This window comes from Tamlana crocina (genome assembly GCF_012037625.1).
This window is the reverse complement of record NZ_JAAVJS010000008.1, coordinates 23,420-49,739: the sequence shown is the minus strand read 5'-3', so window position 1 is coordinate 49,739 and position 26,320 is coordinate 23,420. Positions and strand designations below refer to the sequence as shown.

General features: G+C 38.8%; 20 protein-coding genes. 2 read left to right on the top strand and 18 right to left on the bottom strand.

Annotated elements, in window-relative coordinates:
- Window positions 1-49: 49 nt before the first annotated feature.
- On the bottom strand, window positions 50-2,851 hold the full coding sequence (locus tag HC176_RS07210) for a carboxypeptidase regulatory-like domain-containing protein (protein WP_167917522.1): 2,802 nt from the start codon (window positions 2,849-2,851) through the stop codon (window positions 50-52).
- Window positions 2,852-2,958: 107 nt separating this feature from the next.
- Here HC176_RS07210 and HC176_RS07205 point away from each other — a divergent pair, with 107 nt between their 5' ends.
- The gene (locus tag HC176_RS07205) at window positions 2,959-4,020 is read left to right on the top strand and encodes an endonuclease/exonuclease/phosphatase family protein (protein WP_167917521.1); all 1,062 of its coding nucleotides are present in this window, start codon (window positions 2,959-2,961) and stop codon (window positions 4,018-4,020) included.
- Between the two features lie 61 nt (window positions 4,021-4,081).
- On the opposite strand, the gene HC176_RS07200 is transcribed toward HC176_RS07205, so the two are convergent.
- From HC176_RS07200 to HC176_RS07130, 15 genes are all read right to left on the bottom strand, one after another.
- The gene (locus tag HC176_RS07200) at window positions 4,082-4,522 is read right to left on the bottom strand and encodes a hypothetical protein (protein ID WP_167917520.1); all 441 of its coding nucleotides are present in this window, start codon (window positions 4,520-4,522) and stop codon (window positions 4,082-4,084) included.
- A 106-nt stretch (window positions 4,523-4,628) separates the two neighbouring features.
- The gene (locus tag HC176_RS07195; protein ID WP_167917519.1) at window positions 4,629-7,169 is read right to left on the bottom strand and encodes a TonB-dependent receptor; all 2,541 of its coding nucleotides are present in this window, start codon (window positions 7,167-7,169) and stop codon (window positions 4,629-4,631) included.
- 159 nt (window positions 7,170-7,328) lie between these two features.
- Window positions 7,329-8,948 (bottom strand): glucose-6-phosphate isomerase, encoded by a 1,620-nt coding sequence (gene pgi / locus HC176_RS07190; protein ID WP_167917518.1) that lies wholly within the window; start codon window positions 8,946-8,948, stop codon window positions 7,329-7,331.
- A gap of 2 nt (window positions 8,949-8,950) precedes the next feature.
- Complete coding sequence (locus HC176_RS07185) at window positions 8,951-10,276, bottom strand: peptidoglycan DD-metalloendopeptidase family protein (RefSeq protein ID WP_167917517.1); 1,326 nt, start codon at window positions 10,274-10,276, stop codon at window positions 8,951-8,953.
- Window positions 10,234-11,151, bottom strand: coding sequence for a tryptophan 2,3-dioxygenase family protein (locus HC176_RS07180; protein WP_167917516.1), 918 nt, complete (start codon window positions 11,149-11,151; stop codon window positions 10,234-10,236). The genes HC176_RS07185 and HC176_RS07180 overlap by 43 nt, the downstream gene beginning before the upstream one ends.
- 6 nt (window positions 11,152-11,157) lie before the next feature.
- The gene (locus HC176_RS07175) at window positions 11,158-11,940 is read right to left on the bottom strand and encodes a DUF3108 domain-containing protein (RefSeq protein WP_167917515.1); all 783 of its coding nucleotides are present in this window, start codon (window positions 11,938-11,940) and stop codon (window positions 11,158-11,160) included.
- Between the two features lie 203 nt (window positions 11,941-12,143).
- The gene (locus HC176_RS07170; protein ID WP_167917514.1) at window positions 12,144-12,986 is read right to left on the bottom strand and encodes a pseudouridine synthase; all 843 of its coding nucleotides are present in this window, start codon (window positions 12,984-12,986) and stop codon (window positions 12,144-12,146) included.
- A gap of 95 nt (window positions 12,987-13,081) precedes the next feature.
- Entirely contained in the window at window positions 13,082-13,984 is a 903-nt protein-coding gene (locus HC176_RS07165; RefSeq protein WP_167917513.1) for a geranylgeranylglycerol-phosphate geranylgeranyltransferase, read from the bottom strand.
- A gap of 65 nt (window positions 13,985-14,049) precedes the next feature.
- On the bottom strand, window positions 14,050-14,979 hold the full coding sequence (locus tag HC176_RS07160) for a mevalonate kinase family protein (protein ID WP_167917512.1): 930 nt from the start codon (window positions 14,977-14,979) through the stop codon (window positions 14,050-14,052).
- 66 nt (window positions 14,980-15,045) lie between these two features.
- Window positions 15,046-16,176 carry a diphosphomevalonate decarboxylase gene (locus HC176_RS07155; protein WP_167917511.1) on the bottom strand — a complete coding sequence of 377 codons (1,131 nt, stop codon included), beginning with the start codon at window positions 16,174-16,176 and terminating at the stop codon, window positions 15,046-15,048.
- Window positions 16,177-16,390: 214 nt separating this feature from the next.
- Window positions 16,391-16,927 carry a DUF1697 domain-containing protein gene (locus HC176_RS07150; RefSeq protein ID WP_167917510.1) on the bottom strand — a complete coding sequence of 179 codons (537 nt, stop codon included), beginning with the start codon at window positions 16,925-16,927 and terminating at the stop codon, window positions 16,391-16,393.
- 90 nt (window positions 16,928-17,017) lie between these two features.
- Window positions 17,018-17,416 (bottom strand): endonuclease domain-containing protein, encoded by a 399-nt coding sequence (locus tag HC176_RS07145; protein ID WP_167917509.1) that lies wholly within the window; start codon window positions 17,414-17,416, stop codon window positions 17,018-17,020.
- 119 nt (window positions 17,417-17,535) lie between these two features.
- Window positions 17,536-18,744 (bottom strand): BaiN/RdsA family NAD(P)/FAD-dependent oxidoreductase, encoded by a 1,209-nt coding sequence (locus HC176_RS07140; RefSeq protein WP_167917508.1) that lies wholly within the window; start codon window positions 18,742-18,744, stop codon window positions 17,536-17,538.
- On the bottom strand, window positions 18,741-19,409 hold the full coding sequence (locus HC176_RS07135; RefSeq protein WP_342448673.1) for a glycerophosphodiester phosphodiesterase: 669 nt from the start codon (window positions 19,407-19,409) through the stop codon (window positions 18,741-18,743). The genes HC176_RS07140 and HC176_RS07135 overlap by 4 nt, the downstream gene beginning before the upstream one ends.
- A 22-nt stretch (window positions 19,410-19,431) precedes the next feature.
- Complete coding sequence (locus HC176_RS07130; protein WP_167917506.1) at window positions 19,432-20,298, bottom strand: acyl-CoA thioesterase; 867 nt, start codon at window positions 20,296-20,298, stop codon at window positions 19,432-19,434.
- A 133-nt stretch (window positions 20,299-20,431) separates the two neighbouring features.
- Here HC176_RS07130 and HC176_RS07125 point away from each other — a divergent pair, with 133 nt between their 5' ends.
- Window positions 20,432-21,244 (top strand): hypothetical protein, encoded by an 813-nt coding sequence (locus HC176_RS07125; RefSeq protein WP_167917505.1) that lies wholly within the window; start codon window positions 20,432-20,434, stop codon window positions 21,242-21,244.
- Here HC176_RS07125 and HC176_RS07120 read toward each other — a convergent pair.
- A complete protein-coding gene (locus HC176_RS07120) occupies window positions 21,241-22,530 on the bottom strand; it encodes a DUF2254 domain-containing protein (protein WP_167917504.1) in 1,290 nt (429 codons plus the stop codon). The two genes, HC176_RS07125 and HC176_RS07120, sit on opposite strands and share 4 nt — an antisense overlap.
- Window positions 22,531-22,551: 21 nt before the next feature.
- The gene (locus HC176_RS07115; protein WP_167917503.1) at window positions 22,552-26,277 is read right to left on the bottom strand and encodes a metallophosphoesterase; all 3,726 of its coding nucleotides are present in this window, start codon (window positions 26,275-26,277) and stop codon (window positions 22,552-22,554) included.
- Between the last annotated feature and the right edge of the window lie 43 nt (window positions 26,278-26,320).

The window sequence follows — 26,320 nt, the reverse complement described above, 5'->3', positions numbered from 1 at the left end:
ATTCATATCATATTTTCAAGTTCCTTTTTTTCAAATGTCGATTATCGACCTAAAACCTAAAGTTCAAATTCAAAAAATAGGTCGTGCCGCGACCATACCAATATTTGGGTCCGAAAACGGGAGTAGCCAAGGCTTTATCGTCGCGCAACTCACGGTAATTGGCGTTTCTGCCTTGCTCAAAACCACCTGTTTTATAAATTTCATCCAAAAGATTGTTCACACTGGCAAAAAGGCCTACATAATATTGCCCGATTTTCCACGATTTGCCGCCCACCAAATTCATCACCATATAATCATCAAAACGCTCTTGTTTCAGTAGTTCCTTTGCTAATGCTTCGTCGTAATCGTTAAATGCATTGCCATCAAAATCGGTATTGAAATTAGATGAGCGCGTTAACGGACTCACATCAATAAAGGTATTGCTGAAAAAATTAGCGGTAGCCCCAAACCACCAATAATCGGGGTCGCGGTACTCAAAGCCCACCGAATAGGCATTTTGCGGCCCGGAAGCGAGTCGGTAATTCTTTAAGTTCGATGTTCCAAAATCTTTAAAGCCATCCACAAAACCAGCTTCGAGAGCTTCGTCGTCAGGCTCGGTGGACAGGTATAAATTCGGGTTGTTCGCATAAGTGAATTGCCCAATGGCTGCCGCACCTTTAAGCTTTATGGTTGAAGTGACTTGAGCTTCAACACCCAATTCCGAGCCGAAATGTTCTTTTTCGATGCCCTGCAAAATCTCTTGCACAAACACGGCATTATCGCCACCAATGCCATCGGCAAAATAGAAGGATATTTCATTGGCATCGGTTATTTTGGTGAAATACCCCGTTAGTTTAGCTTTTACAATGGGCGAACGAAAGATGTAACTGCCATCAAACGAAATGATTTTTTCTTCGGAAATATTGGGTACTACGTTATGGTTTTCACGGGAATTTGAAAAGGTATTTTGAATGGATGGCGGTCGCGACAAATACCCGGTATTGACATTGAACACATGCTTTCCCGAAAGTTTATACGTAAATCCGCCTTTTGCACCAAACCCTGTAAAATTTTGTTTGTCCCCTTTTCCAAAGGAACTATCAGGGAAACCGCCATTTTGGTAAAGACCTTCGCGTTGATACTGCGTATTTTTTAAACTTAACGCACTATAAAAATCAAATTTTTTATAAGTGAATTGCGCTTGGGCAAAGGCATTAATTTCGTTAGCGAAAATGTTGTAATGGTATTTGAATTTTTCGCCTTCGGAAACCAATCGGTTTGGGTTTAATAAATCGTTTTGGGCGGCATCGATATCGGTGGCAAAACCGTCTATATCGAGATATGTTGAAGCCCCCAACAAATCTAAAACCTCAGCGAAATTTTCAGATTTCAAGTTTTTATAATTCACTCCAGCATTGAAAATAATGTGGTCGTTTATGTCTTTAGTTAAAATAGAATTTATAGTAAGTTGGGTATCGTCCACACGGTCTTCGTACAACGCATAAATGGCGTTTCCGCCGTTTTGGCTGTTAGTGATGTTCGCTTGGTACATGCTGCTCCAATCAATTTGCCCGTTATTTTGAAACGCCTTCAACGCACCGTAGGCAAACTGCAAATCGTCGGGGAAATTCCGTTCAAAATAACTGGGCAATTTTTGATAGTAAATGGGACTTGGACTGGCACCGCCACCCTGCGGAAAACCATCCACTAAATCGGTGCCGTTGTAATCCAGTCGGCTATTGCCCATTTTTCCGAATTGATAGGCCACATTGGTATTCAAATTCGTTTTTGCATTCAACCTCCAATAATGATTTAACATCACGATGGGCTCGTTGATTTCCTTTATTCGCGAATTCCGTTTTTCACCATTCTGCCAGCCCCAATATTCATTGTATTTTATACTTTTTAAATCGTAAACTTCTTGGGTGTTGGGCGACGATTTTCCGCGTCGGTTTGGAGTGTAAATGGCCGTGAAGTTCAAACTGTGATTATCGTTGATTTTCTTTTCCGCGGAAGCGAAAAAAGAATTGGCACTATACAGCGTGCCATCCTGATAGCCTTCGTTGCCCCAACGCCTGCCCAACGATACTGTGTATGCCCAATTGTTTTTCAACAGGCCCGAAGCATAGGTAGCCATAAGCCTGTTGGTATAACTACGATTGGAAGATGAATAAGTGATTCGCCCGCCCGGTCGTGCCTGCGATGCCCGAACATTGATGTTTGTCGCCCCCAAAACACCGCCAAAGTTATAGCTTGAAGGCATAAGCCCCAATGCCAATTCCTGATTGCGGAGTACATCGTTTATACCGCCCCAATTACTCCATTGCGGACGGCCGTTGTAGGTTTTGTTCATTTCAATGCCGTTGATAAGCAGTGTACCGTTGTTCGAATCGAGACCGCGCATTCTGAAAAATGACGAACTAAACTCGAAGGCAGCGGTGCGTTGAAACACATCGAGCGAGGAGGCCAAAAGCCCCGAAATGTTATCGGCCCCGCTGGTATCGTCATTCAGTTCATCGTCCGACAATGTTATGGTAAACAAATCGGCGGCATAGGCGGTATTGCGCTCTAAAATCATATCGGAAATGTTCACGGTTTCGCCTTCATTTACCACAATGGGGTAACGGTTGGTAAGGTAGCCTGTTTTGGAAATGCGCAACATCTGCTCGCCTAGGGGCACATTTCCCTTAAACTCGAATTCTCCAAGAACATCAGTGAGCACAAACTCTCCAGTGTCTTCAATGGAAACGGTAACATCTTCAATCGCCTCATATGAAAGTGCATCTTTAACACTACCTTTAATTATAGTTTGCTGTGAAAAAACAGGGATTGAGAACAGGCTAAACAGGAAAAAAAGTAATGTTCTATTCATTATAAAATCCAGGCAAATAAGATGAAAAAAGAAACACTTTGTGAAGAAATTTACAACATTTATAATAAACATGTAAATTTGGCTTAAGATTTGTTTTCAAAAACATTATGAAAAACACTCGATTTAGATTAATAAAAATCAGCCTTTTAGTGACGTTTATTGGTTTTTTCACCAATATCGGTGCACAGGAAAAAAAGTATAAAATACATACGGTAGCTTTTTATAATCTTGAAAATTTGTTCGATACCATTAACGACCCAAAAAAGTTTGACGAATACAGCCCCATGATGGAGTTGAAAACGAACAAACAACAGGCCTACGAACAAAAAATTAAGAATATGGCTCGGGTTTTGGCTGATATTGGCCGCGATGTTACCGGGAATGCGCCCAGTATTATTGGGGTTTGCGAGGTTGAAAACAAAACGGTTTTAGAGGATTTGGTAAACGACTCCCTTTTGGTTGGCAACGATTACGGCATCATCCATTTTGACTCGCCCGATATCCGTGGAATTGATGTCGCTTTATTGTTCCAAAAAAAAGCCTTTAGCCCTACCCATACCAGCACACATGAACTGAAACTTTACGACAACGATACCCAAAAAAGAGACTATACCCGCGACCAACTTTTGGTAAGTGGTTTATTGGAGGGCGAACCAATTCACATTATTGTAAACCACTGGCCGTCGCGTCGAGGTGGTGAGGCTAAAAGTGAGCACAAACGTTTAGCTGCAGCAAAACTGAACAAATATATAATCGATTCGCTACAAGTGATAGACCCTTATGCTAAAATTTTAACCATGGGCGATTTGAACGACAACCCCAACAACAAAAGCATAAAAAGCGTTTTAAAAGCGAAAAACAAACCTAGTAAAGTGGGTTTTAAAGGCATTTACAATCCGTATATGGATTTTTATAAAAACGGATTGGGCACTACCGCGTACCGCGACAACTGGAGCTTGTTCGACCAAATTATGTTGACTAAACCCTTTCTGGAAAAAGACTACTCGACCTTGAGACTATATAAAGCCAGCATTTTCAACAAAATTTATTTAATTCAGAATGATGGCCCATACAAGGGCTACCCCTTTAGAAGTTGGAGCGATAGCGGTTTTAGTAATGGTTTTAGCGACCATTTTCCGGTTTATGTGTTTCTGATAAAGGAGCAATAAAAAAGACCTGATAAGTTTTTAAATCCTATCAGGTCTTTTTACATATATTATTAAAAGTATTCTAGCCTAACCAAGCACTCCAAGGAATTCTTGATAGTAAGAACACCAAGGCTATACTGTAAAAAATAGCAATGGTTTTTAATTTCGCTTTTGAAGTCAATTTCTTTTTATGCTTAGAATAGCCAATAGTTATCAGCGCAACGGCTACAATATTTATAAATGGATGCTCTACCAAATACAAACGGTTAACAGCATCTTTCATTACGCCGCTCATGCCCAATTCACTGAATAATTGCAAACGTGGCGACACAAAATAGAGCACCAAACCTATTAACAATTGAATATGTGAAACAATTAAAGTGAACAACGACTTTCTAAAATCGTTGGCTTCGTATTCCTTGTCTCCAAAGGTTTTGATAATGGCGTTAAACGTGGCGATTACTAAAACTAGTAATACTAAATAAGCCCAATAGGAATGTAATGATAGAACAACTTCGTACATAGAAATATTTTTAGTTAAAGTGATTACAAATGTAACAATTAAAAGCTAAAAAAACCGCTTCGTTTTGAAGCGGTTTTTTTAATCGTATTGTCTTTATAACAGAACTCTAGAAGTTGAAACGCATACTTACGTTCCATGTTCTTCCATAGCCAAATCTACCCGTGTTGTTAATATTAACACCTTTGTAGTTCTCTGCAGGATTAGCAGAAGCAGCTAAATTCCCATTAACAGATTCTAAGTAAACTTCATCAAAAATGTTGTTAACGTTTACTCTAAATTGTAATGAGTTTTGCTTATTATCTCCTACAAGCATTTTATAACTTAAACCTGCATCAACGGTGTCGTAAGATGGTAACTCTAAAGTCGGCTCTGTCAATGACCCTGTAGAATAGAAATTATCATACATGTTCCATGCACCGTCCACACTTAATCTTGGTAAAATTTCATAATCAGCATTTACACCAGCTGTAAACTGGGCAGCACCACCAACGTTAAATCCATCGATTTCAACTGCTGTAGCTGACCCTATTTCGTCTCCATCTTGATTAAAAGACCTTTGGCTCGCATCACCTTTAAATGTCCAATCACCAACAGAAACAAATCCGTTCAATCTTAATTGATCAATTGGTCTTGTAAACACTTCCAATTCAACCCCCATGTGCACTTGCTTTACACCTTGTGTTTGGAAACCAATATAATCTTCTTCTTGTTCTCCATTATCGTTTAAAAGGGTTCTATTGTCCCATGTAGTGTGATAAACGTTAAGGTTTGCTGAAAAAGCGTGACCTCCCAATTGGTAACCTGCTTCAAAACCAGTGATTTTTTCATTCTCTACCTCTGGAACTAAATACTCATTACTTCCTCGGTTATTTCTAAAAAGCACATCGTGGAATGGCTGACGAGAATAGTATCCTGCATTAGCAAATACTTTATGATTTTCAGCCAAGGTATAAGCCAAACCGGTTTTTAAATTAAAACCAGGGTTATTTACTTTATCTGATTCTTCGGAAACACCCTCCTGTTGTACATTTAAAAATTCGGTTCTAACATGAGACTGCGTGGATACTGCCCCTTGAAAGAAAGCAGAAAGATTATCGTTAGCATACTCTAATTGTCCAAATACACCGGCATAGTTAATTTGCTCTTCATAATCATAACCAAACCTCTGTGAATGGTCTGTATTAGGGTTAAAGAACACCGTCCATGGGTTGATACCTCCCTCTCTTGTTAGCTCATAATCTCCGCTATAACCAGAAGATGCGCTTACCGATTCTACCATAATAAGCTCTCTTACATCTCTAAAATGGATTCCATTATAAAAACGGGCATCGGCACCAACGTTGAAGTTTAAATTTTCAGACAACTCGTTGTTGTAGTTAGCCACTAATCCGTACCAGTTATGGTTGTTATTTGATCCTCTCGCGTAAGTAACGCCATCATCATTAGTTCTTGCTTGAGCAAAACTTCCTCTACCCATAGAGCCGTATAGTACTGTTGATAAGCTAGATTTATCGTTTATAGTTAAATCCCAAGTTAGGTTCGCTACAGGTTTATGGTAAATGTTTCTACCGCCTGGGTAAACATTGTTGCCTCCATTTAAAGTATTTGGGCTATCTACACCCGAAAAATTCCAAGAGTTATAACGTCTTCCATTTTCTAGGAAAGAACCAATGCTTCCTCTTCCAGCAGCGGCATGCCATTGTGGCGCCCCTGTAACCAGAAAGTTTAAGATATTATTATCATTTGGTTGATACCCCACAGAAAGGAAATAAGTTTGCCCTTGCCCATCTGTAAAATCTACGTAACCATCACCCTGCCAGTGCCCCAACATAGCAGAAAACGACCAGCCTTTTTCGTTAACTCCCGTAGAGTAGTAAGCCGTAGTTTTGGTATAGTTATCGTTACCGATTAACTGTTGTAAAAAGCCTCCTTCTTTTCGGTCGATTGTTTTAGTAACAATATTTACCGTACCCCCAACTGATGAAATAGCCAATTTAGACGCACCTAACCCTCTTTGCACCTGCACCGCGTTAGCAACATCTAAAACACCACTCCAGTTAGACCAGTACATTTTACCGTCTTCCATACCATTAATGGGTTGCCCGTTAAGTAAGAAAGCCGTATTGGTTTGATCGAAGCCACGTAAAAACATGGCTCCATCTCCAAATCCTCCAGCCTTAATGTTTTGAACCGAAGGTGTCGATTTCAAAAGTTCTGGCAGATCCCAGTTAGCCGCTTTTTCTCTAATCTCGTTAGCTTTTATGGTAGAAACCGCCACAGGCGTTTTTCTGTCTTCGGCTAAATCGATAACCCCAGAAGCTGTAATTACAATTTCTTCCAAAGAATTATCTGCAGATAAATTAACAGTGCCCAAATCCGTATCACCATTAAACTTAACGGTTAATGAACTGTAACCCACAAAGGAAATAACTACCTGTCCAGACGATGCTTGAGTTTGTAAGGTGAATTTTCCATTGAAATCTGTTGTTGTACCATTTGAAGTTCCCTTCTCAACAACATTAGCACCTGGAAGTGGAATATTAGTTCCAACCTCATAAACCGTACCTGAAACAGTACTTTGTGCCATTAAAACTGTAGAAAACAATAACACTACAGCGTACATTAAAAAATGCGTAGTTTTTTTCATAATTAATTATTTGAAATTAGTCGGGGCAAAAATACGCAATATCAATGTAAAAAGATTATGATATTGTTAACAAACTTTAAATTTGCACATAAAAAAACGGTGCAAATGTTTAAAACATTCGCACCGTTTTAGGGTTTTTCCGTTTTTTTTACCTGAAAATTACCGCTTTTCCTTATAATAATTCAACAAATTTTGAGTTGACGAATCATGCTGGTTTGTTGCGCTACCGTTAAATTCTTGTAAAATTTTGTTCGCTAATTGCTTTCCTAATTCTACCCCAAATTGGTCGTAGCTAAAAATATTCCAAATAACACCCTGCACAAATATTTTGTGTTCGTACATGGCGATTAGTTTCCCTAAACTTTCGGGAGTCAATTTGTCAATAAAAACGGTATTTGTTGGTTTATTTCCTTCAAACACTTTGAACGCAATAACATTTGACTGCGTGCTCTCGGCAATAACCTGTTGTTCGGTCTTTCCGTTAAGTAAAGCTTCGGTCTGTGCCAAAAAGTTAGACATCAATTTATCTTGATGGTCTTGGCTGCCATGCAGCGACTCGGCAAAACCAATAAAATCGGCTGGGATTAATTTTGTGCCTTGGTGTATCAATTGGAAAAACGCATGTTGTGCATTGGTACCGGGCTCACCCCAAATAATGGTTCCGGTTTGGTAATCGATAGGCTTTCCGTTTCGGTCTACGCTTTTCCCGTTACTTTCCATAATCCCTTGTTGTAGGTATGTAGCAAACTGGTTTAAATATTGCGAGTATGGAATGATGGCTTCGCTTTCGGCCTTAAAAAAGTTATTGTACCAAACACTAATCAAAGCTAATATAACCGGTATGTTTTCTGAAAAATCTTCATTTTTAAAATGCTCGTCCATTTTATGGGCACCACTAAGCAAGCTATCGAAATTTTCAAATCCTACGGCCAAACTAATACTCAAACCAACGGCACTCCAAAGTGAAAAACGACCACCAACCCAATCCCACATCGGGAAAATGTTATTCTGGTCTATACCAAAGGCCTTAACGTTTTTAATATTGGTTGAAACGGCCACAAAATGTTTAGCAATGGCTTCTTCTGAAGCCGACTTTAAAAACCAATCTTTTATAGTATTGGCGTTTGAAAGCGTTTCCTGTGTTGTAAACGTTTTCGAAACAATAACGAACAGGGTGGTATCGGGGTTTAATTTTTTGATGACTTCGTTTACATGGTCGCCATCCACATTACTTACAAAATGTGTATTTAAATCATTTTTATAGTATTGTAAGGCATCAACCACCATCGCTGGCCCTAAATCCGAACCGCCAATGCCAATATTAACCACATCGGTAAACGCTTTTCCGGTATGGCCTTTTCTTTCGCCATTTACCACTTCGTTAGTAAAGCCTTTTATCTTTTCCTTTACTTCATAAATTTCAGGCATTACATCAACGCCATCTACCTTAAAGTCGGCTGTTTTAGGTGCTCTTAGCGCTGTATGTAACACTGCTCGTCCTTCGGTTTTATTTATAGTCTCACCTGAAAACTGACTTTCTATGGCCGACTTCAAATTCACTTCGTCTGCCAACCGTAACAAAAGTTTTAGGGTTTCATCGGTAATTCTATTTTTTGAATAATCCACATAAAAGTCGTCCCATTTAATGGTAAAGTTGTCCGCTCGATTAGCATCTTTTGCGAATAAATCTTTCATGTGAAGCCCTTTAACGTCTTCAAAATGTGCTTGTAGTTTTTTCCAAGCTTCAGTAGTTGTTGGGTTGATAGTTGGTAATGCCATAATTATGAATTTGCTTGAGTGATTATGGGTTGTTTTGGTTTTTCTTCGTCCTTTATCTGTGGTTTAAAATACAGATTATCCAATTGGTATTTTATTGGAGCTATAAAATCGAGATACTTTACTTTTAAGCTATCTGAAATAGGCTTGGCCTCAGGAAGCTTTTGTTTAAATGGATCGACTTGCTTTCCGTTAACCCAAAAACGATAACACACGTGTGGCCCACCTGTATTTCCCGTCATGCCAACCCAGCCAATAACATCGCCCTGTTTTACAAAATCGCCTACTTTCACCTTTCTTTTTCTCATGTGAAGGTATTGGGTTTCGTAAGTGGCATTATGGCGTATTTTTACGTAATTGCCATTACCCCCACGATATTCCGATTTGGTAACCGTACCGTTGGCCGTAGCCATAATAGGTGTTCCAATGGGTGCGGCAAAATCGGTTCCTTTGTGCGGGCGCACCTTAAAGCCATAAACCGCAATACGGCGTTTTAAATTATAACGTGATGAAATTCTACTGAATTTAACAGGTGCCTTTAAAAAGGCGCGACGTAAATTTTTAGCATCTTCGTTAAAATAATCGACAATGCCTTTTACACTATCGGTCATAAACCTAAAGGCGTAAAAGGGCTCACTGTTATGCTCAAAATAGGCTGCTTTTACATTGTGTATTCCTGTGTAAATACTATCGTCAATATACTTATCGGTATAAATAACCTTAAAACGGTCGCCTGGTTGCAATCGTCTAAAATCGATGGTCCAAGCATAAATTTCATCAGCCAGTTTATTAGTCAAAACCGGACTCACACCTTTCTCATCCAAGGTTACCGAAATACTACTGTTTATAACTCCTGTAACCGTTTTTTCAACATATTTAATGGGCTTTCTATCGGCATAAGCATGGATAGAATCGGCAAAATTTATCACTACATATTCTTCTAAACTAGGCTGGTAAATAAAACTTTTTGGGGTTTCAATGGAGTCTTTGGCACACAAAATCGCATAGGGTTTACCTTTTTGAAAAAACCGAGCTATATTGTAAACCTCTTTAGTTTTTTCAGCGATATGGAAAATTTTAGGATAGCCCACATTGTTTCGCTCCAAAATCTCACCAAAGCTTTCCCCGGCCTTTACCGTATCTCTTTTAACAATGTAGTCATCGAGCTTGAAACCAAACTCTGTGATTTCTTCAACTTCTTCTTCTACAATTTCTTCTGGTTTTTCAACTAGCGCTTTTTCTTCGTCTTTACAGCCCACAAAAAATGCTGCAAACGCCAGTAGCATAATTAAATATCTGTTCCCCACGTGTCTTTCTCGTTCTCTGTCCATAAATCTGGAAAAAATATTCTTTTTTGGTATTTTGGATGCATGTACTTTACCCACTCACTTCCTCCTGTGGCTTCTGCCGTTTGCCCTCCAATGTTCAAATAATGATTTGCTGTATTATAATGTGCCATTACCCATTTTATGTTTACGGTATAATCGTAATGGCGCATGGCTTTTATCAAATCTTTATTGGCTTGCGACGCTTTGGGTAGGGTTTTAAACTTGGTCCACAAATTATTAAACTGATAAAAATTTGTAAATCTAATAAATTCCTCTTTATATCGGTCTTCAAAGGCCGATAATGTATAGGTTTTTTTGCCCGTTTTGAAGTCTTTGCCGGCCGCCTGCCAATACAAATGTTCGAAGGCATGCTCGTAAGACGAATTTCGGTCTATGGTATCCCTAAACCGTTTATCGATAAGGTTAATCAGCTCGGTGGATGCAAACTCTATTTTTCGGTATTGTGCGCTTTGAAATCCGCTTGCCGGAATCAAAGTGGTTCTGAATTGATTGTATTGCTCGAGGTCCATTCCATCTTTCATAATACTGAACGATGACGTAAGTACATCAAAATACCGACTAATGCGCATAATTTTATCGGTAAACACCTCTGTTGTTATGGGGTCGGCTTTTGCGACTTGTTCAATTTCACTCAAAATCATTTTAAACAACAATTCTGAGATTTGATGGTACATAATAAACACCTTCTCGTCTGGAAAAACGGTACGCTGCACCTGAAGGCTCAATAGTACATCAGTTTGAATATAATCCCAATAGTTAATGGGCTTACTATGCAGCAAACCCTCAAGATGAGCCTCGACATCTTGGTCGATAGCCTCATATTTTTCTTTTAGTTTTTTGTTTATGTTGATGCTCAAAATGAGTTAATTGTTAACGACAATCTTGAAGGGGTGTTTTAAACCTTTAAAAGCTTCAAGATCGGCTCTTAGTGACCCCACAGCTAAATCGGCCTTAACACGTAAAGGTATTTTATTTTTGTCTTTAGACACCCAAAGTGTTAAACTTTCTTCTTCCTTAAACACCCGACCAGCCATTACATACGGCCTGAATTTTAAAGATTCTACCTCACCAAAATCGGTATTGATGGTTTCTTCGCCTAAATATATCAACTTAAAACCGTAGCTTTCTTCATCAAAAAACATTTCAACCTTGGCCTCATCGCCCACTTTTATATCTCGGGTATCCATGGTATTTCGCAGATAGTAAAATGCCGACAATAAATCCTGCACATTAGGCTTGGTATCAACCACTTTTTGCACGTTGTGCTTTTTATCGTTTATATGCGCTTTATTATTTGCCTGATCGAAATGAATTTCCAGATTTTTCGTGTACCCTCCTTCATCGATATCCCTTATAAACTTGTAGGGCATTATGGTTTCTTTGTCGAAATAGGTTTCATATCTGTCTTTCACCTTAAAAAACCATTTGATCATTCCGGTAGTCCAACCTTTACCAACTACATGATAGACCTCTTTTTCGTTGAGTTTTGAATCTTTTACCAGCAATGTGGCATTTCCTGCTTTTAGCCAATTGCTATAACTCATCCTAAATTTAAACCATTCGCCATCACCAAATGCTGGTTCTGGTTGGGCCACCAAAAACTGGACTGAAACAAAAGTAATTAGTATGAGTAGTGTATTTTTCATGGTATTTGGGACTTAAGTAATGTAACTTGCTAAAGCAACATTTATTGTTTTACCTTAGAATTTACAATTACTGTTCCAAAAATAAAAATTTTCTCCTAACCCCTTTGTTAAATACTGTTATAGTTGTGTTAGGGTTTTAATAGAAGGCCGTTGGTCATTACAGTTGTTTTACTCAAAACACTCTACCAATAACCCAATGAAAATCAAAGCATTCTTAAAGTATTCACCTCTTGCTCGCTTAAATGTTTCCAGTGGCCACGCGGAATATCCTTTTTGGTTAAGTGGCCAATAGCGACACAATCTAAACTCACAATATCATAGCTGAAATATTCAAATATGGTCCGGATAATGGTGTTTCCTGTGTTTTTAATTTTAAGCCCCACTTCACGTTTTGAGGCGCCATCGATATAACTGATTTCCTCAACTTCAACCAGTTCACCTTCAATTTTGAATCCGCTTTGGATTTTTTTGAAATCATCGTGTTTTAGGTTTTTATCCAATTCAAGATGAAATAAACGCGCCACGCCATTTTTAGAATTCGTAAATTTTTTGGTCACCGCATCATCGTTGGTAAACAACAGCAAGCCTTTTGAATTTCTACCCAAACGCCCAATAGGTTTTATTTTGGCATTGGTAGCATTGGCCACCAAATCCATTACCGTTCTTCCTTTGGTTTCGCTCGTAGTGGTTGCAAAACCTTTTGGTTTGTTTAGTAACACATACGCTTTTTTCTCTGGGCTTATTCTCGAACCATCGTAACGCACCTCATCACCAGGCTTAACTTTATAGCCCATTTCGGTAACCACTTTTCCGTTTACGGTTACTAAGCCCGTTGCGATATGCACATCGGCTTCTCGGCGCGAGCAAATACCAGCATTAGCCACGTATTTGTTCAATCGGATTTCATCAGGGTTCCCCGATTTCTTTTGATTGGCGTTCGACTTTTTAATAGGTGCATTTCCCCTAGCATAACTGGTAAAGCGCTTGTTTCCGCTTCCTCGGCCCGATGGCTTTCCTTTTCCTTTGCCCCCTTGATGTCTGTTCATGTTCTTAAATTTTGTACAAAGATAAAGTTAATATTGTGATTGTGTATTTATCCTTAAGGTTTTGTTTTTTCTGAAAATATTAAAAAACGCGCTTTTTAAATGCGGTTTAAAACCACACTCACCTTTATTAATACAATTGAAAACACCCCAACAACAATAATAAATTTAAGAATATTATGAAGAATGAGATAATGTGTTTTTGTTTGCGATCGCCAAAGAATTAGCAAAAAAACCACCAACAGACCAATGCTCAGATAGAAATACCAATACATATAGCCAACATCATACCGAAATAACAGCAAATAGGTTGGCAACAAGGTTAAGCCCGATAAAATGGTTAACATGATTTTCGACACCCTTTCGCCGTAAATCACGGGGATGGTATTATAGTTTTGAGCCAAATCGCCGGTTATGTTTTCTAAATCTTTAGTGAGTTCCCGCATGGTAATTAGCAAAAACAAAAACAGGGCATGCACAAAAATGACGGTTTCGAAATTTTTGTAATACATAAATATGGCAAAAAATGGTGTTATGGTTAAAATGGCCGAAACCAAATTCCCTACAAAGGGTATTTTTTTGAGTTTGTGCGAATAAAACCAAATGGCAAAAATGTAAATAGCAAAAAACACCACGGCTTTAAACGACACATAACTCGCCATAACCACCGCTAAAAAATTGAGCACGAAATAAAACGACAATTTGGTATTTTGGCTTACCAATCTATCCAATCGGCTTTTAATCGGGCGATTGATTAAATCCTTCTCAGAATCGTAAAAATTATTGATTATGTACCCTCCCGCAATGGTTGCTGCCGAAGCCAATACCAGCACAAATAAATTGATATCGAAAAGCACTTCGTGCAACGGCAAATCGTGCGCCAAAATATAAATGGAAGCTAAATATTGGGCAATTACGATTACCAAAATATTATAGCCACGAATAACAGAAAACATGCTGAAAAACTTAAGAAGAATGTGTTTCTGCCGTCTGCTTAACATAAAATTCAAATAAGATGACTCCTTGCAACGCCTTAGTTACGACGCATTAAATTTGAAAGAATCTATTAGAAATTGTAAACCACTTCCAGTTTATGTGCAGAAAGTGCTTTTTTGGCCTTTTCAAAATCTTCGGTAAATCCTAAAATGTAGCCACCGCCACCAGAGCCACAAAGCTTTAAGTAGTAGGCATTGGTGTCAATTCCTTTTTTCCAAAGTTCATGAAACTGCTGCGGAATCATTGGTTTAAAATGATTCAATACAATTTTTGAAAGCTGCTTGGTGTTTTTGAACAATGATTTTATATCACCCTTTAAAAAATCGTCCACACAAGCATCGGTATGCTTTATAAACTGATTTTTAAGCATATTCCTAAAACCTTCCTGTTTCATATTTTCCATAAACAAGCTTACCATAGGCGCAGTTTCACCAATAATACCACTGTCTATTAAAAATACTGCGCCCTTGCCATCACTTTGCTGTGCCGGGATGCCCGTGGCCTCAATATTATCTTTAGAATTGATAAGTATGGGAATGCTTAAATAACTGTTTAAAGGATCTAAACCGGACGATTTTCCGTGGAAAAACGATTCCATCGCCGAAAAAATCTGTTTTAATTTCAACAGTTTTTCGCGGGTTAAGTTTTCAAGAACGGTAATTTTATCGAAAGCATATTGATCATAGATAGCGGCAACCAAAGCCCCACTACTCCCTACGCCGTACCCTTGCGGAATAGACGAATCGAAATACATACCGGCATTAACATCGTCAGTAAGTTTATCGATATCAAAACGCACTAAATCCTGGTCAATATCTTTAAGGTAAGATGCAAATCGCTTTAAACTTTGGTTAGAGTTCAACGCAGCCTCTGAAGCATTGCCATCATTTTTTAAAGCACCGTTGTAGAAGCTATAAGGAATAGATAACCCTTTAGAGTCTTTAATAATTCCGTACTCCCCAAAGAGTAAGATTTTCGAATAAAATAGAGGTCCTTTCATAAACTAAATGGTTTTCAGGGCGTTGCGTTTAACAAATATAACATTTTTTTAAACAAAAACTTGTGTTTATGAAATGTTTTCAGCCCCCAAACCCGCAACGTCGCAAATATAGTGACCATTTTGGCAATACGCAACTAATTCATTTTTAATGAATTTCAAAACTGTTTCGGTTTCATTTTCTGGATAAAGCACATGTACATTGGCTCCAGCATCTAAAGTAAAACACACTTTCGAGCCTGTTTCGTTTCGGTACGCCCAGATTTTGTTGATAATTTCCAAAGTATTCGGTTTCATCAAAATGAAATACGGCATACTGGTCATCATCATGGCATGCAAGGTCAACGCTTCACTTTCAACCAATTTTACAAAGGTATCCAAGTCTCCAGTTTCTAAAATGGTTTTTATTTCCGAAATATTATTAGCGGCTTGTTTAAAACGCTCTTGAGCAAACGGATGCCCATGCATTAAATTGTGCCCCACCGTACTGCTCACCTGCTTTTCGCCTTTGTCGACCAACAGAATGGTATCTTGATAATTTTTAAAATTATCGTGCACTTTATATGGGTATTTAACGCCGAACAAATCGCTGCTGCCCTCAACCGCTTCATGTTCGCCCCAAACCACAAGAGGCCCTTCAAGGCTTCGGCAAGCACTGCCTGAACCCAATCGCGCCAAAAAGGATGCTTTTTGATTGAAAAATACTTCTGAAAACGATTTTTCGGTCATGCTAAAAGCACCATCTGCTTCCATCAATGCCTTTTCAACATCCATTAAACACAACGCCAAGGCACTCATGCCTGAAGCTGACGAGGCTATGCCCGAACTGTGCGGAAAAGTATTTTCGGTTTCTATTTTAAAATGAAAGGCTTTTAAAAATGGTAAATACGCTTCAACCCGCTCGAAAAACGTTTGGATTTTAGGTTTGAAAGCATCGTTTTGTTTTCCATCTAAAAACACTTCGAATGAAAAATCATCAATCATCTCGAGCCCAGTCGAAAGCTCTCTTTTGGTGAAACCGAGTTTTGTGATGGTTTTACAGTTACTTAAAGTAAAACTGATTGAGGGGTTTTCAGGAATTTGATGTTTTCTTTTCCCCCAGTACTTCACCAAAGCGATGTTACTAGGCGACGACCAAGTAACGGTTCCGGATTCAATGTTCACTGAATACGGTTTTGGAACAAAATGGCTCTCTGTCATGATAAAGGTTTAGCTTCCTAATTTTTGACAAAAATAGTAATTCCCGACTTGATTGTTCTCTTTTAGCCTTAACATCTTGTTGTCGTCATGCTGAACATGATTCAGCATCTCATTTTATTTGTCAATCACTATTTAATAATGCGACCCTGAAACCCGTTCAGGGTGACGCATGCTCATTATTTTCAACAAAAATCCAATACCCAACAGCTTTTCTTCATTCACCGGAAGCCAAAGTTAATAGTTTTGTCATGGTTTTGTAATTTCTGGCGGTTGATGTGATGTTTAGCTTGCGTTCAAAAGTATTGTTGTTCAGTTTTGCTTTACCGTAACCTTGTGCACAATGCAAATACACACAGGCATCGGTTATAACAAAAGTTTCGTTGGGATAAGTCATGCTTTTAACCGCCTCCACCGCTTTATCATTTGGTTTTGAAAATAGCAGCACGAAGTAACTGTTTAATTTCATAGCTTCCGGAAACGGGCAATCGTTCAAAATATTCTTGAAATCGGCGCTGGCCTTTACCAATACAGGCACTTCAAAACTAAAATGTTTTAAAATTGCAGAACGGATTTCATTTTCTAATATTCGGATATCTTCCTCGGAAGATTGAAAAACAACATTACCGCTTTGAATGTAAGTTTTAACGTTTTTAAGTCCCATTTTTGATAGCAAACCTCGTAAATCGGCCATGGGCACTTTCTTTTGTCCGCCAACGTTTATGCCCCTTAACAATGCGATGTATGTAGTCATAATTTTTGTTTCGTCTTTAACACACCCCTTACTCCCCTCTTCTTAGAGGGGAAACTCAAACCCAATTTATTTAAAGTAGCAGTTTCCCTCCTAACAAGGAGGGATTAAGGGAGGTGTAAAACCATTTTCTTCAAATTTAAAAATATAGTCTTCTATTGCCCTAATAACATTATCTATATCGTTCATTATTTGGTAGTCTGAAAATCTCAATACATGGATTTCCAATTCATTTAAACGCTTGGTTTTCTTCACATCCTTCTCATAAACTTCTAAAATCTCATGCGAATACCCATCGCATTCTATGGCCAATTGCAGTTTATTACAAAAGAAATCAACAATGTACTCATCTATTGGTTTTTGCCTATGAAAATCATAACCATGCATTTGGTTTCTCCGTAAATACGTCCAAAGTTTTATTTCAGATTTTGTGGAATTGTTCCTGAGTTGCCTTGCCAATTCTTTTAGTTTCGGATTGTAGTAGATTTTCATTTTTTCTTTTTTTAACACACCCCTTACTCCCCTCTTTTTAGAGGGGAACCTCAAGCCCAGTTTATTTTTAAGCAACAGTTTCCCTCCTAACAAGGAGGGATTAAGGGAGGTGTAACATATTAAGCTATACTATTGGCAACAATGTACGCCCCCGTCCAGGCATTTTGAAAATTGAATCCGCCGGTAACCGCATCAATATTCAACACTTCGCCGGCAAAAAAGAGATTTTCTATTTTTTTACTTTCGAAAGTTTTAAAATTAATTTCTTTTAAATCTACGCCACCCGCCGTTACAAATTCTTCCTTAAACGTACTTTTTCCGTTAACGTTAAAAACGGCTTCCGTCAGTTGTTTGGCCAAGTTTTCCAATTGAGCTTTGTTCAAATCGGCCCAACGGGTTTCGGCAGAAATATTTGAAGCCAAAACCAATTGATGCCAAAGTCGTTTAGGCAAATCGAACTGCGTAGATTTATAAACCGTTTTTTTAGCCAACTCGTGTTTTGCGCTTTTAAGTTGCTCCAAACAGTCTTCAAAAGACTGACGAATAAAATTAATTTCGATTTGGAATTGATAATCACGCTCGGCCAACTCAATCGCACCAAAGGCCGAAAGTTTTAAAATAGACGGTGCACTGAAGCCCCAATGCGTAACCAGTAGCGGCCCTTCGCTCCACAAATTAGTACCCATTACTTTAACTTCAACATGCGGGGCTACCACGCCCGGAATACTTGAAATGCGCTCATCTTTAATATTGAAAGTAAACAACGACGGCACGGGTTGCGAAATAGTATGCCCCAAGGTTTCCAACAAATGCCACATTTTTGGGTTGCTACCGGTGGCGACCACAACTTTTTCAGCTGAAAACATATTTTTGGACGTTTCAATTTGAAAACACTGGTCGGGCTTAGATATTGATTTTACGATGTGACTATAAAACACCTCAACGCCGTGCTTTTCGGCTTCATTTAAAAAGCAATCAATAATGGTTTGCGATGAATTGGACACTGGAAACATCCTGCCATCATCTTCTATTTTTAATTCTACGCCCCGTGTTTCGAACCATTCTATGGTATCGCCCGTCATGAATTGATGGAATGGCCCCAACAACTCCTTTTCACCACGCGGATAGTTTTTTGTTAATTCCTGTGGAATAAACTCGGCATGGGTTACATTACAGCGCCCGCCACCAGAAACTTTTACTTTGGCCAGTCCTTCTTTAGCACGCTCTAAAATAGCAACTTGCAAATGAGGGTGTTTTTCGGCAATGTTAATGGCCGCAAAAAAACCTGCCGCACCACCACCAATTATTATCACGTCTTTTTTTATCATAATCTGTCTGGAAAGTCGGAAATAATACCATCTACCCCATAAGCTTTCATTCGGGCAATGGTGTCGCTATCATTCACCGTCCATGTATTTACTTTAAAACCTTCTTCTTGCGCTTTTCTCACATTTTCGCGAGTTAGCAATGCAAAATTAGGGTGTATTATTTTAGAATTTATAGTTTCGGCAAATTCTTTAGCTTCTGCCACACTCGCTTTAGTTAAAACGGCCAACGGAATTTGTTTATTCAAACTAAACACATCTTCCAGCTCGTGGTGCTGAAAACTTGACACTATAAAATCGGTATATTTCCAGCCTTTTTTACTCACATAAGCATCAATAACCGCACAGGTTTTAGCAGCAGTGCCCCGCCCTTTCAATTCAATATTCACCAAGTATTTTTTATCGAGAAGATCTAAAACCTCTTCTAAGGTAGGAATGGCGTATTTATCTTTCACCTTCAGTTGCTTTAATTCAGTAAGCGTATGCTTTTTTAATTCTCCTGTACCGTTAGTTACCCGATCTAAAGTAAAATCGTGAAACACCACCAGCTCGCCCGAAGCGCACAAATGAACATCTATTTCCACGCCATCCACACCAAAGCCCAACGCCTTTTCTATGGAAGGAATGGTATTTTCTGCAACATATGCCAAGGCGCCTCTGTGTCCCATTTTTAACATATTTAGTGATTTGTTATTTTTTAATTGGCCGCATAAGTCCTTCTTGTGCCACAGAAGCTATCAATTTGCCATCTCGCGTAAAAATATTTCCTCTGGCAAAGCCTCTGGCATTCGAGGTACTGGGCGATTCCATAGAGAACAGCAGCCAGTCATCAAAATCGAAATCGCGGAAATACCACATCGAGTGATCCAAACTGGCCGTTTGTGTGTTGCCCCAATGGGCTTTGCTGGCATGCGGATTTAAGGCCGAAACCAAAATATTGTAGTCTGAAATATAGGTTAAAATTTGCTGTTTTTTAGAAAGATTCAAACCATTTACATTGCCTTTTAACTTAAACCACACATCGGAAAACGGTGGCAAATCTTTAGGCTCCATAGGGTTTGGAATAAAAGTAGGTTTAAAATCTATTGGGCGTTCAATTTCAAAAAACGACTTTAATCCTTTGGGTAAAAAGTCGCCGTATTGGTGCAATATATCGGTCCAACTCAACAATTCCTCTGGTTGTTTTAAATCGGGTTTCATATCAATTTGGTGGTTGTACCCTTCTTCTTCTTTGTGAAAGGACGCCGATAGAATAAATATGGTGGAATCATTTTGGTGCGCCGTAACCCGTCGTACCGAAAAACTGCCTCCATCCCTCACTTTGCTTACATTATAGGTGATACGCTGATTAAGATCACCGGGCTCTAAAAAATACGCGTGCATAGAGTGCAACACCCGGCCGTTGGTTATGGTTCTACCTGCCGCATGTACGGCTTGTGCCAGCACTTGCCCTCCAAAAACAATGGGGCTGCCAACGGTTTTACTTTCTCCGGTAAATTCACTTTCAGTAACTTTTTCTAAAGTGAGCAAATTCAGTAAATCATCAACTGTAGTCATAATCCTTTAGGCTTTTAATCGTATAAATCTAATAAATTACACCAGTGTTTTAGGTAAGTTTTACAAATAGTTTAAGATTTTAAATTTTCCTGTTGGTCTTAAAGTGGGTATTTTGGATTAAAATTGAAATTTTATGATTTATCAGCTTTCAAAACTTTGGGTGCTTTTGTTAATATTCACGTCGTGCGACACTGGCAAACTTCATGTTATTGCCGATTTGCCCATGGGATTGCATGAAGCCTCGGCTGTAGAAGCAGTAAAAGGCTCAAAGTTACTTTGGACGATTGAAGATGCTGGAAACGACAATTATGTTTTTGGTTTTAATACCAACGGCAAAATGATAAAACGTATAAAAATAAATAATGCCAAAAACAGAGACTGGGAAGATTTAACCTCTGACGCCAACGGAAACCTTTACATTGGCGATTTTGGCAACAATAAAAAAAAGCATGACCATTTTACCATTTACAAAGTTTCAGATTTGGAAAGCGATGAAACTAACGCCGACCGCATCGTGTTTCATTTGCCCAAAAAGGTAAAACCAGAAGATTTTGAAGCCTTCTTTCTTTGGAAGGGCTATTTTTATATTTTCAGTAAAGAGAACAAATCGAGCATACTTTTAAAAGTACCTAACACCGTTGGCGAACACACAGCTGAATTGGTCACCGATTTTAATTTGGATGGCAAGCACCACAAAATAACTTCGGCCGATATTAGTAGCGATGGTAAAACCATAGTGCTGTTGAACCACGATAAACTTTGGAAGATTACCAATTTTGAAGAAGACCACTTTTTTAAAGGCAACATAGAAGAACTAAAGTTTGACCACAATTCGCAAAAAGAAGGCATCTGCTTTAAAAATGAAAGCACGGTTTACATTACCGACGAAAAAAACAAAAGTGAAGGCGGCAATCTATATACCTTTAATTTGAATCAAACTGATTAAAGCACCGCGTTAAATTGACTTGAAACCACTTCAACATCCGAAGGATTTTTTATAGCTCGCTTGGCGTCTTCAAGTAAATTTTCCAATTCCTCGCGCACATCGTCTTTGTAATTGGAATGGGCGCAATGATGGTTTTGCAATAAGTGACCTAACATTTTAATTAACTTCTGAACGATAATCACATCTCCTGTGCAATAGGTTCGCAGCGACGACATAACATTGTACAACAACAATTTAAAATTAAGGGTTTTTACATAAATAACGGCTTCGTCATTATCGTTAAAATAATAGCTATGGTCTTGTTTTTGCATGCGTAACATGAACAAATCCATTAAATAATCAATACCATTTAAGGCCGTTCCGGGGTCGTTTATACCAGGCGACATGGCTTTCACTATAATTTCTGTAATGTGCTTAAAAGCCAAAACATAATTGTCTTCAATAAGCTCACTTCGAGAATAGCTAAATGCAGCAAGCAATTTATCTTCCTGCTCGTCTGTAACAGAGTTGCTCACTTTCAACAGTGGCATGCCCTCTAAAACATATTCCCCTTTATAAACCACAATTTCAGCTTTTAACCCATCATCTTTAAGCACTTCGCATATGGCAGGCAAACCCACGTCTTCAATATACCCAGACCTGACCGCTTTTAAAACAGTCCAGTTTTTCGATTCGGGAAAATTCTCTGGTATGTCGTTTTCAGATTTCATAATAGTTTCAAGCCTGCTTTTGGCCTTTAAAAAAATGGCTTTCATGATATTATTAATCTGAATTTCTTGCGATATGGAATGGATAAAATAGATGAAAGCTCCTAAACAGACTGCCATAAAAACAATAGACAACAATACCGAAAAACCTGGAATTTGATACTGTTGGCTATCGGTGGAATCGAGTGCTATTAATGTAAAAATACAGTATAACAAACATGAGTTGAAAATACCCAAAATAATCTGGTGCCTCCGGTTGGATATTAACCCCGGCAACACCCTTGGCGAATAGCTGCTCGAAGCTTGGTTGAGCAAAAGCATTACCATTGAAAAGCTAAATACCATAATAGAAACGAGCCCTGCCACAAAAGTGGTTAGAATAACTCGGGCGGTTTCTATATTTTTAATCACCAGCCAAGGCGTATGTTCTTTTAGATAATTTGAAAGGTTTAGCTCTTCTAAATAATACATTAAAAAAGCAAAAAACACCCCAAGCACACTAATAATGGTTGGATAAAACGCAATTTTACTTTCTAACCTGATGACATACTTAAAGATTTTATAAAAATACGTTTTCATAACTAGGTTTGTTTGTAGGGTTTAAAAATTCAGACCAAAACCAAAGGAAAACCTAAACCCTTCAACACTATTAAAAAAGTTGAATGTACCCGACAAGCTCTCGGCCGCAGTTACCCAAAAACCTCCGCCATAATCGTTGTGCCATTTATCTGAAAAGTCCCCTTTCAACCAAACACGCCCTACATCGGCTCCACCAAACACACCAATTTGCAAGGGCAGAGCTCGCGTTTTAAACGACGGAAAGCTATAGCGTAAATCGGCACTTCCCACCAACGAACTTTTTCCTGTAAAACGCTCGGTTCTAAATCCTCTTAACCCATTATTACCACCAATATTGGCCGCTTGATAAAACACCAAATCGTCGCCCACACGCACTTGCGTACGCACAGCAGTTTTTAAAACTAAGGCTTTGTTTGTAGTTAGTGTGTTGTAAAAGCCTAAATCTGAATTAAGATAGCCGTAGGTGTTTTTGGTGTCCTTAAACTCGGTTTTACCCCCAACTTGCAAATGGAAGGTCATACCCTTTTTCGGGTTAATCTTATCATCAAAACTCTCGTAATTAAATTGAGCTTCCAATCCTCCAAAATAGCGGCGTTCATAGAATTCGGTATTGCTTGAAGACACAAATTCATCTGTAATAAACCTTCCGGGAGTATCATCAATTTCAATACCTTCAAAAACCGTTCTTATGCCGTAATCGCTACCAAAATTCCCTTTTTTAAGGATACCTGCTTTAACAGCATAAATACTGGTCTTTACACGGTTGTAATCCAAATCGAGATTGTCGTCATTATTAGGTGTTTCGTTACCATAACCAAAGAAGTTGTTGGTAAAGTTAGCCGAAGTAAACTTCCCACCAATATGCAGGTTCCAATCGTTCATAATGTTTGCAAATTCACCGTCGTAATTCAACGAAAACCCATTAGTGGCAAAATAATAGCCTCCCTTAAAACGGTGTTGCTGTGAAAACGGATTTCGCTGAAAACCCTTTGTAGTAAGCGAATACGCCATCCCAACCGAAAAACCATCATCTGGATTAAAACCAATGGCCGGAGTGATTAAACTAGTTTTAGTAATGTTTTTGTTAAAATCGAAAAGATTGAGTTTGTAAACATCGGTAAGCCTAATGGAAGCCCCTTTGTTTTCCTTAATGGTGTTTTTCTTGCTTTCGTGGTCATAAACTTTAACACGCCTTCCATTTTTTATAATGTAAGTGTCATTTTCCTGTCCACCAATCAGTCGGGTAAAAATCAAATTATTGGCCTTTCCGCTAACCTCAAATACATCTTTATCGTCCAAACCATAAATCCAAAGTTCTTTGGTAATATCTTTATTGAAGGTACGATCTACCATAACCTTGGCTTTTTCCCCGTCAATAATCCTTGACATTTTTACATGGGTTTCTTTATCTCCGGTTCTGGTAACCTCAATATAGTCATCTTTATCAGTTCCTGTTAAAACCACCAACTCGTTTAAGTGATTATAGTAGCGGGTGGCAATATCCTGAAGGTTCTCTCGACGGCCCTTTAAATGCTCCTTTATTTCCTGTAGCGTTTTATCCTGTACTTCCTTTGGCACTTTCGAAAAAGCGCGCTCAATCACCTCGTCTGTAACATGTTCCTGAATAAATTTAGCATGCTCTAACCACACGTCTTTTCCGGCTTGTTGAATAAGAACACGGTCTAATTTTATACCGGCACTATTCATCCACTTTATGTTTTTAAGCTCATCATCATACACCTGAAGCTGTTTTGTCGAGCCCGAAATGATACGCATAACATCAAGAAGAGCTCCATCGAAATTTGAAAACACTTGATCGCGGTCGCGCGGAATGGGTTTATAATAATGGTCGCCGTTCTCCATATCGAACTGCGCCCAACGCCACTGATCTTGATGGCGATCCCAATCTCCAATCAACATATCGAACAACCGTGCTCGTATAAAAGCATTTTCATCTATTTTATGTTCTTCATCTTCCCTGATTTTTTCGATAATATCGTGGGTGCTTTCAATATCATCGGCATAACCAAAGTTTTTCTCGTTCGAATAGTTTTCTTCGGGGCGTTCTTCAATCATATAAAGTTCGCCACCGTACTCGGCATTGAATTCTCCTAAATGCTTATGCTTGGGAATAAAATACAGTTTAGGATTGGTGTGGTAAATTTTAGCTGCATCTGATAAATCTGGAACCGCCAAAAACGCATACGGATGTGCAGCGGTATAAAAATCCAAAATAAGCTGTTCTACTGCAGTTTGCTCAAAATCATCCTGAATGTAATTATCCTTAAATAGAACCGTTTGCAAATATTGTGTGGCACTTTTGCGCAATGCGCGCATGTTTAACTCACGCCCATCTTTGGTTTTTAATCGTAACGAGCGCGTTTGGTGGCCACCACCTTTGCGCACAACTTCCAGTCCACCATAAAGCGTATCTAAAGTGGCCACTTGTGCCGTTATTTTTGTACTGTACACATCGCGGTAATGGTCGCCCCATACCGATTTAAAGAATCCAGAAACGTCGGTTTCCTCTCTGGAATACACAGACACTTCAACCGCAGGTGGAAAAGTATCTGGAAGATCAGAAACATCGTATGGCGTCTTTGGCGGATACACCTCTTTGGCAAATAGCAATTTGGGTTCGCCATTTTCTTCTCCATAAAAACGCACCCAGCTACTGCCATCTTTAAACACGGTAAGCTCAGCAAAACCTTGCTTACCATACGAAAACAAACCATTGTTGCTCAATTCTGCATACGATTCTTTTGCGCCAGAACCCGAAACTATTTGTTTTATGCTTTCGTTTTCGGCCACACCTTGGTTTTCAATATACTGCAAAGTATGTTCGTGCCCCGATACAAACACCAAATTTTCAACACCAATAGCCATGGTTTCCAATCGGTTCATCAACTCATGGTAACGTTCGTTATAGCGGTCTTGAATAGACACACCGCCTTGGGTTCTAATTTGTGTTATCAATGAAGCGATTCCTGGTAAGGGTATTTTTTTCTGAAAGGGATACAAGTGCTTTTTAAAGGCGTATTTACCACCGTGTGTTCCATTGGTGTACATGGGGTGGTGCATGGCAAACACAATAGTTTTGTTTTGGGCTTTTTTCAATTCACCTTCCAATTCCAACAAAAAGCGTTCTCGGGTTTTAATTTCGCATTTATCGTTTACCGTGGGATGACTGTTCCAATTTTCGAGATACCATTGCGTATCTATAACTATCAACTGAATGGTTTCCCCCACATCAATACTTTCCAGCGGACAACCATTTTCTGGCTGAAAGGTGTTTTTCCCCAAGGCTTCTTCAATATATTTTTCCTGTCTTTTCAAACCCTTTAAACCATTGGAATACCAATCGTGGTTTCCAGGAATAAAAAGTACTTCGCCCTTAAAATTCTTTACAGATTGTATTTGTCCGTTCAAGGCATTTTCGGCCGAGCTACGGTTTTTATCGCCTTTTGATGGCAACCCCGACGGATAAATATTATCACCCAAAAAAAGGGCAAAATCTTTTTTGGTTGCCTTTCCTTCAATATGTTTATTGAAAGCCGTTAAAGCTCCAGACATGCCGCCTGTTGGTGAAATTCCGGCATCGCCAATTAAATAAAAAGTGCGGTCTACCTCCTTATTGGGAAACGTAACCTCATGATGGTTTTTATCAGCATATTGCGGTTTGTACGTAGCACATGCGCTAAGAATCACTAATACGGTTAAAACAGAAAAATATTTAAGTATCTTCATATTTAATTTTATGTGAAAGCGAAATTAAAAGCTTTTTATTTCT

What these genes read in the sequence shown, in the direction of transcription:
- HC176_RS07210 (WP_167917522.1), bottom strand. Translation starts at nt 2,851, where the DNA reads ATGAATAGAACATTACTTTTTTTCCTGTTTAGCCTGTTCTCAATCCCT.
- HC176_RS07205 (WP_167917521.1), top strand. Translation starts at nt 2,959, where the DNA reads ATGAAAAACACTCGATTTAGATTAATAAAAATCAGCCTTTTAGTGACG.
- HC176_RS07200 (WP_167917520.1), bottom strand. Translation starts at nt 4,522, where the DNA reads ATGTACGAAGTTGTTCTATCATTACATTCCTATTGGGCTTATTTAGTA.
- HC176_RS07195 (WP_167917519.1), bottom strand. Translation starts at nt 7,169, where the DNA reads ATGAAAAAAACTACGCATTTTTTAATGTACGCTGTAGTGTTATTGTTT.
- pgi (WP_167917518.1), bottom strand. Translation starts at nt 8,948, where the DNA reads ATGGCATTACCAACTATCAACCCAACAACTACTGAAGCTTGGAAAAAA.
- HC176_RS07185 (WP_167917517.1), bottom strand. Translation starts at nt 10,276, where the DNA reads ATGGACAGAGAACGAGAAAGACACGTGGGGAACAGATATTTAATTATG.
- HC176_RS07175 (WP_167917515.1), bottom strand. Translation starts at nt 11,940, where the DNA reads ATGAAAAATACACTACTCATACTAATTACTTTTGTTTCAGTCCAGTTT.
- HC176_RS07170 (WP_167917514.1), bottom strand. Translation starts at nt 12,986, where the DNA reads ATGAACAGACATCAAGGGGGCAAAGGAAAAGGAAAGCCATCGGGCCGA.
- HC176_RS07165 (WP_167917513.1), bottom strand. Translation starts at nt 13,984, where the DNA reads ATGTTAAGCAGACGGCAGAAACACATTCTTCTTAAGTTTTTCAGCATG.
- HC176_RS07160 (WP_167917512.1), bottom strand. Translation starts at nt 14,979, where the DNA reads ATGAAAGGACCTCTATTTTATTCGAAAATCTTACTCTTTGGGGAGTAC.
- HC176_RS07155 (WP_167917511.1), bottom strand. Translation starts at nt 16,176, where the DNA reads ATGACAGAGAGCCATTTTGTTCCAAAACCGTATTCAGTGAACATTGAA.
- HC176_RS07150 (WP_167917510.1), bottom strand. Translation starts at nt 16,927, where the DNA reads ATGACTACATACATCGCATTGTTAAGGGGCATAAACGTTGGCGGACAA.
- HC176_RS07145 (WP_167917509.1), bottom strand. Translation starts at nt 17,416, where the DNA reads ATGAAAATCTACTACAATCCGAAACTAAAAGAATTGGCAAGGCAACTC.
- HC176_RS07140 (WP_167917508.1), bottom strand. Translation starts at nt 18,744, where the DNA reads ATGATAAAAAAAGACGTGATAATAATTGGTGGTGGTGCGGCAGGTTTT.
- HC176_RS07135 (WP_342448673.1), bottom strand. Translation starts at nt 19,409, where the DNA reads ATGGGACACAGAGGCGCCTTGGCATATGTTGCAGAAAATACCATTCCT.
- HC176_RS07130 (WP_167917506.1), bottom strand. Translation starts at nt 20,298, where the DNA reads ATGACTACAGTTGATGATTTACTGAATTTGCTCACTTTAGAAAAAGTT.
- HC176_RS07125 (WP_167917505.1), top strand. Translation starts at nt 20,432, where the DNA reads ATGATTTATCAGCTTTCAAAACTTTGGGTGCTTTTGTTAATATTCACG.
- HC176_RS07120 (WP_167917504.1), bottom strand. Translation starts at nt 22,530, where the DNA reads ATGAAAACGTATTTTTATAAAATCTTTAAGTATGTCATCAGGTTAGAA.
- HC176_RS07115 (WP_167917503.1), bottom strand. Translation starts at nt 26,277, where the DNA reads ATGAAGATACTTAAATATTTTTCTGTTTTAACCGTATTAGTGATTCTT.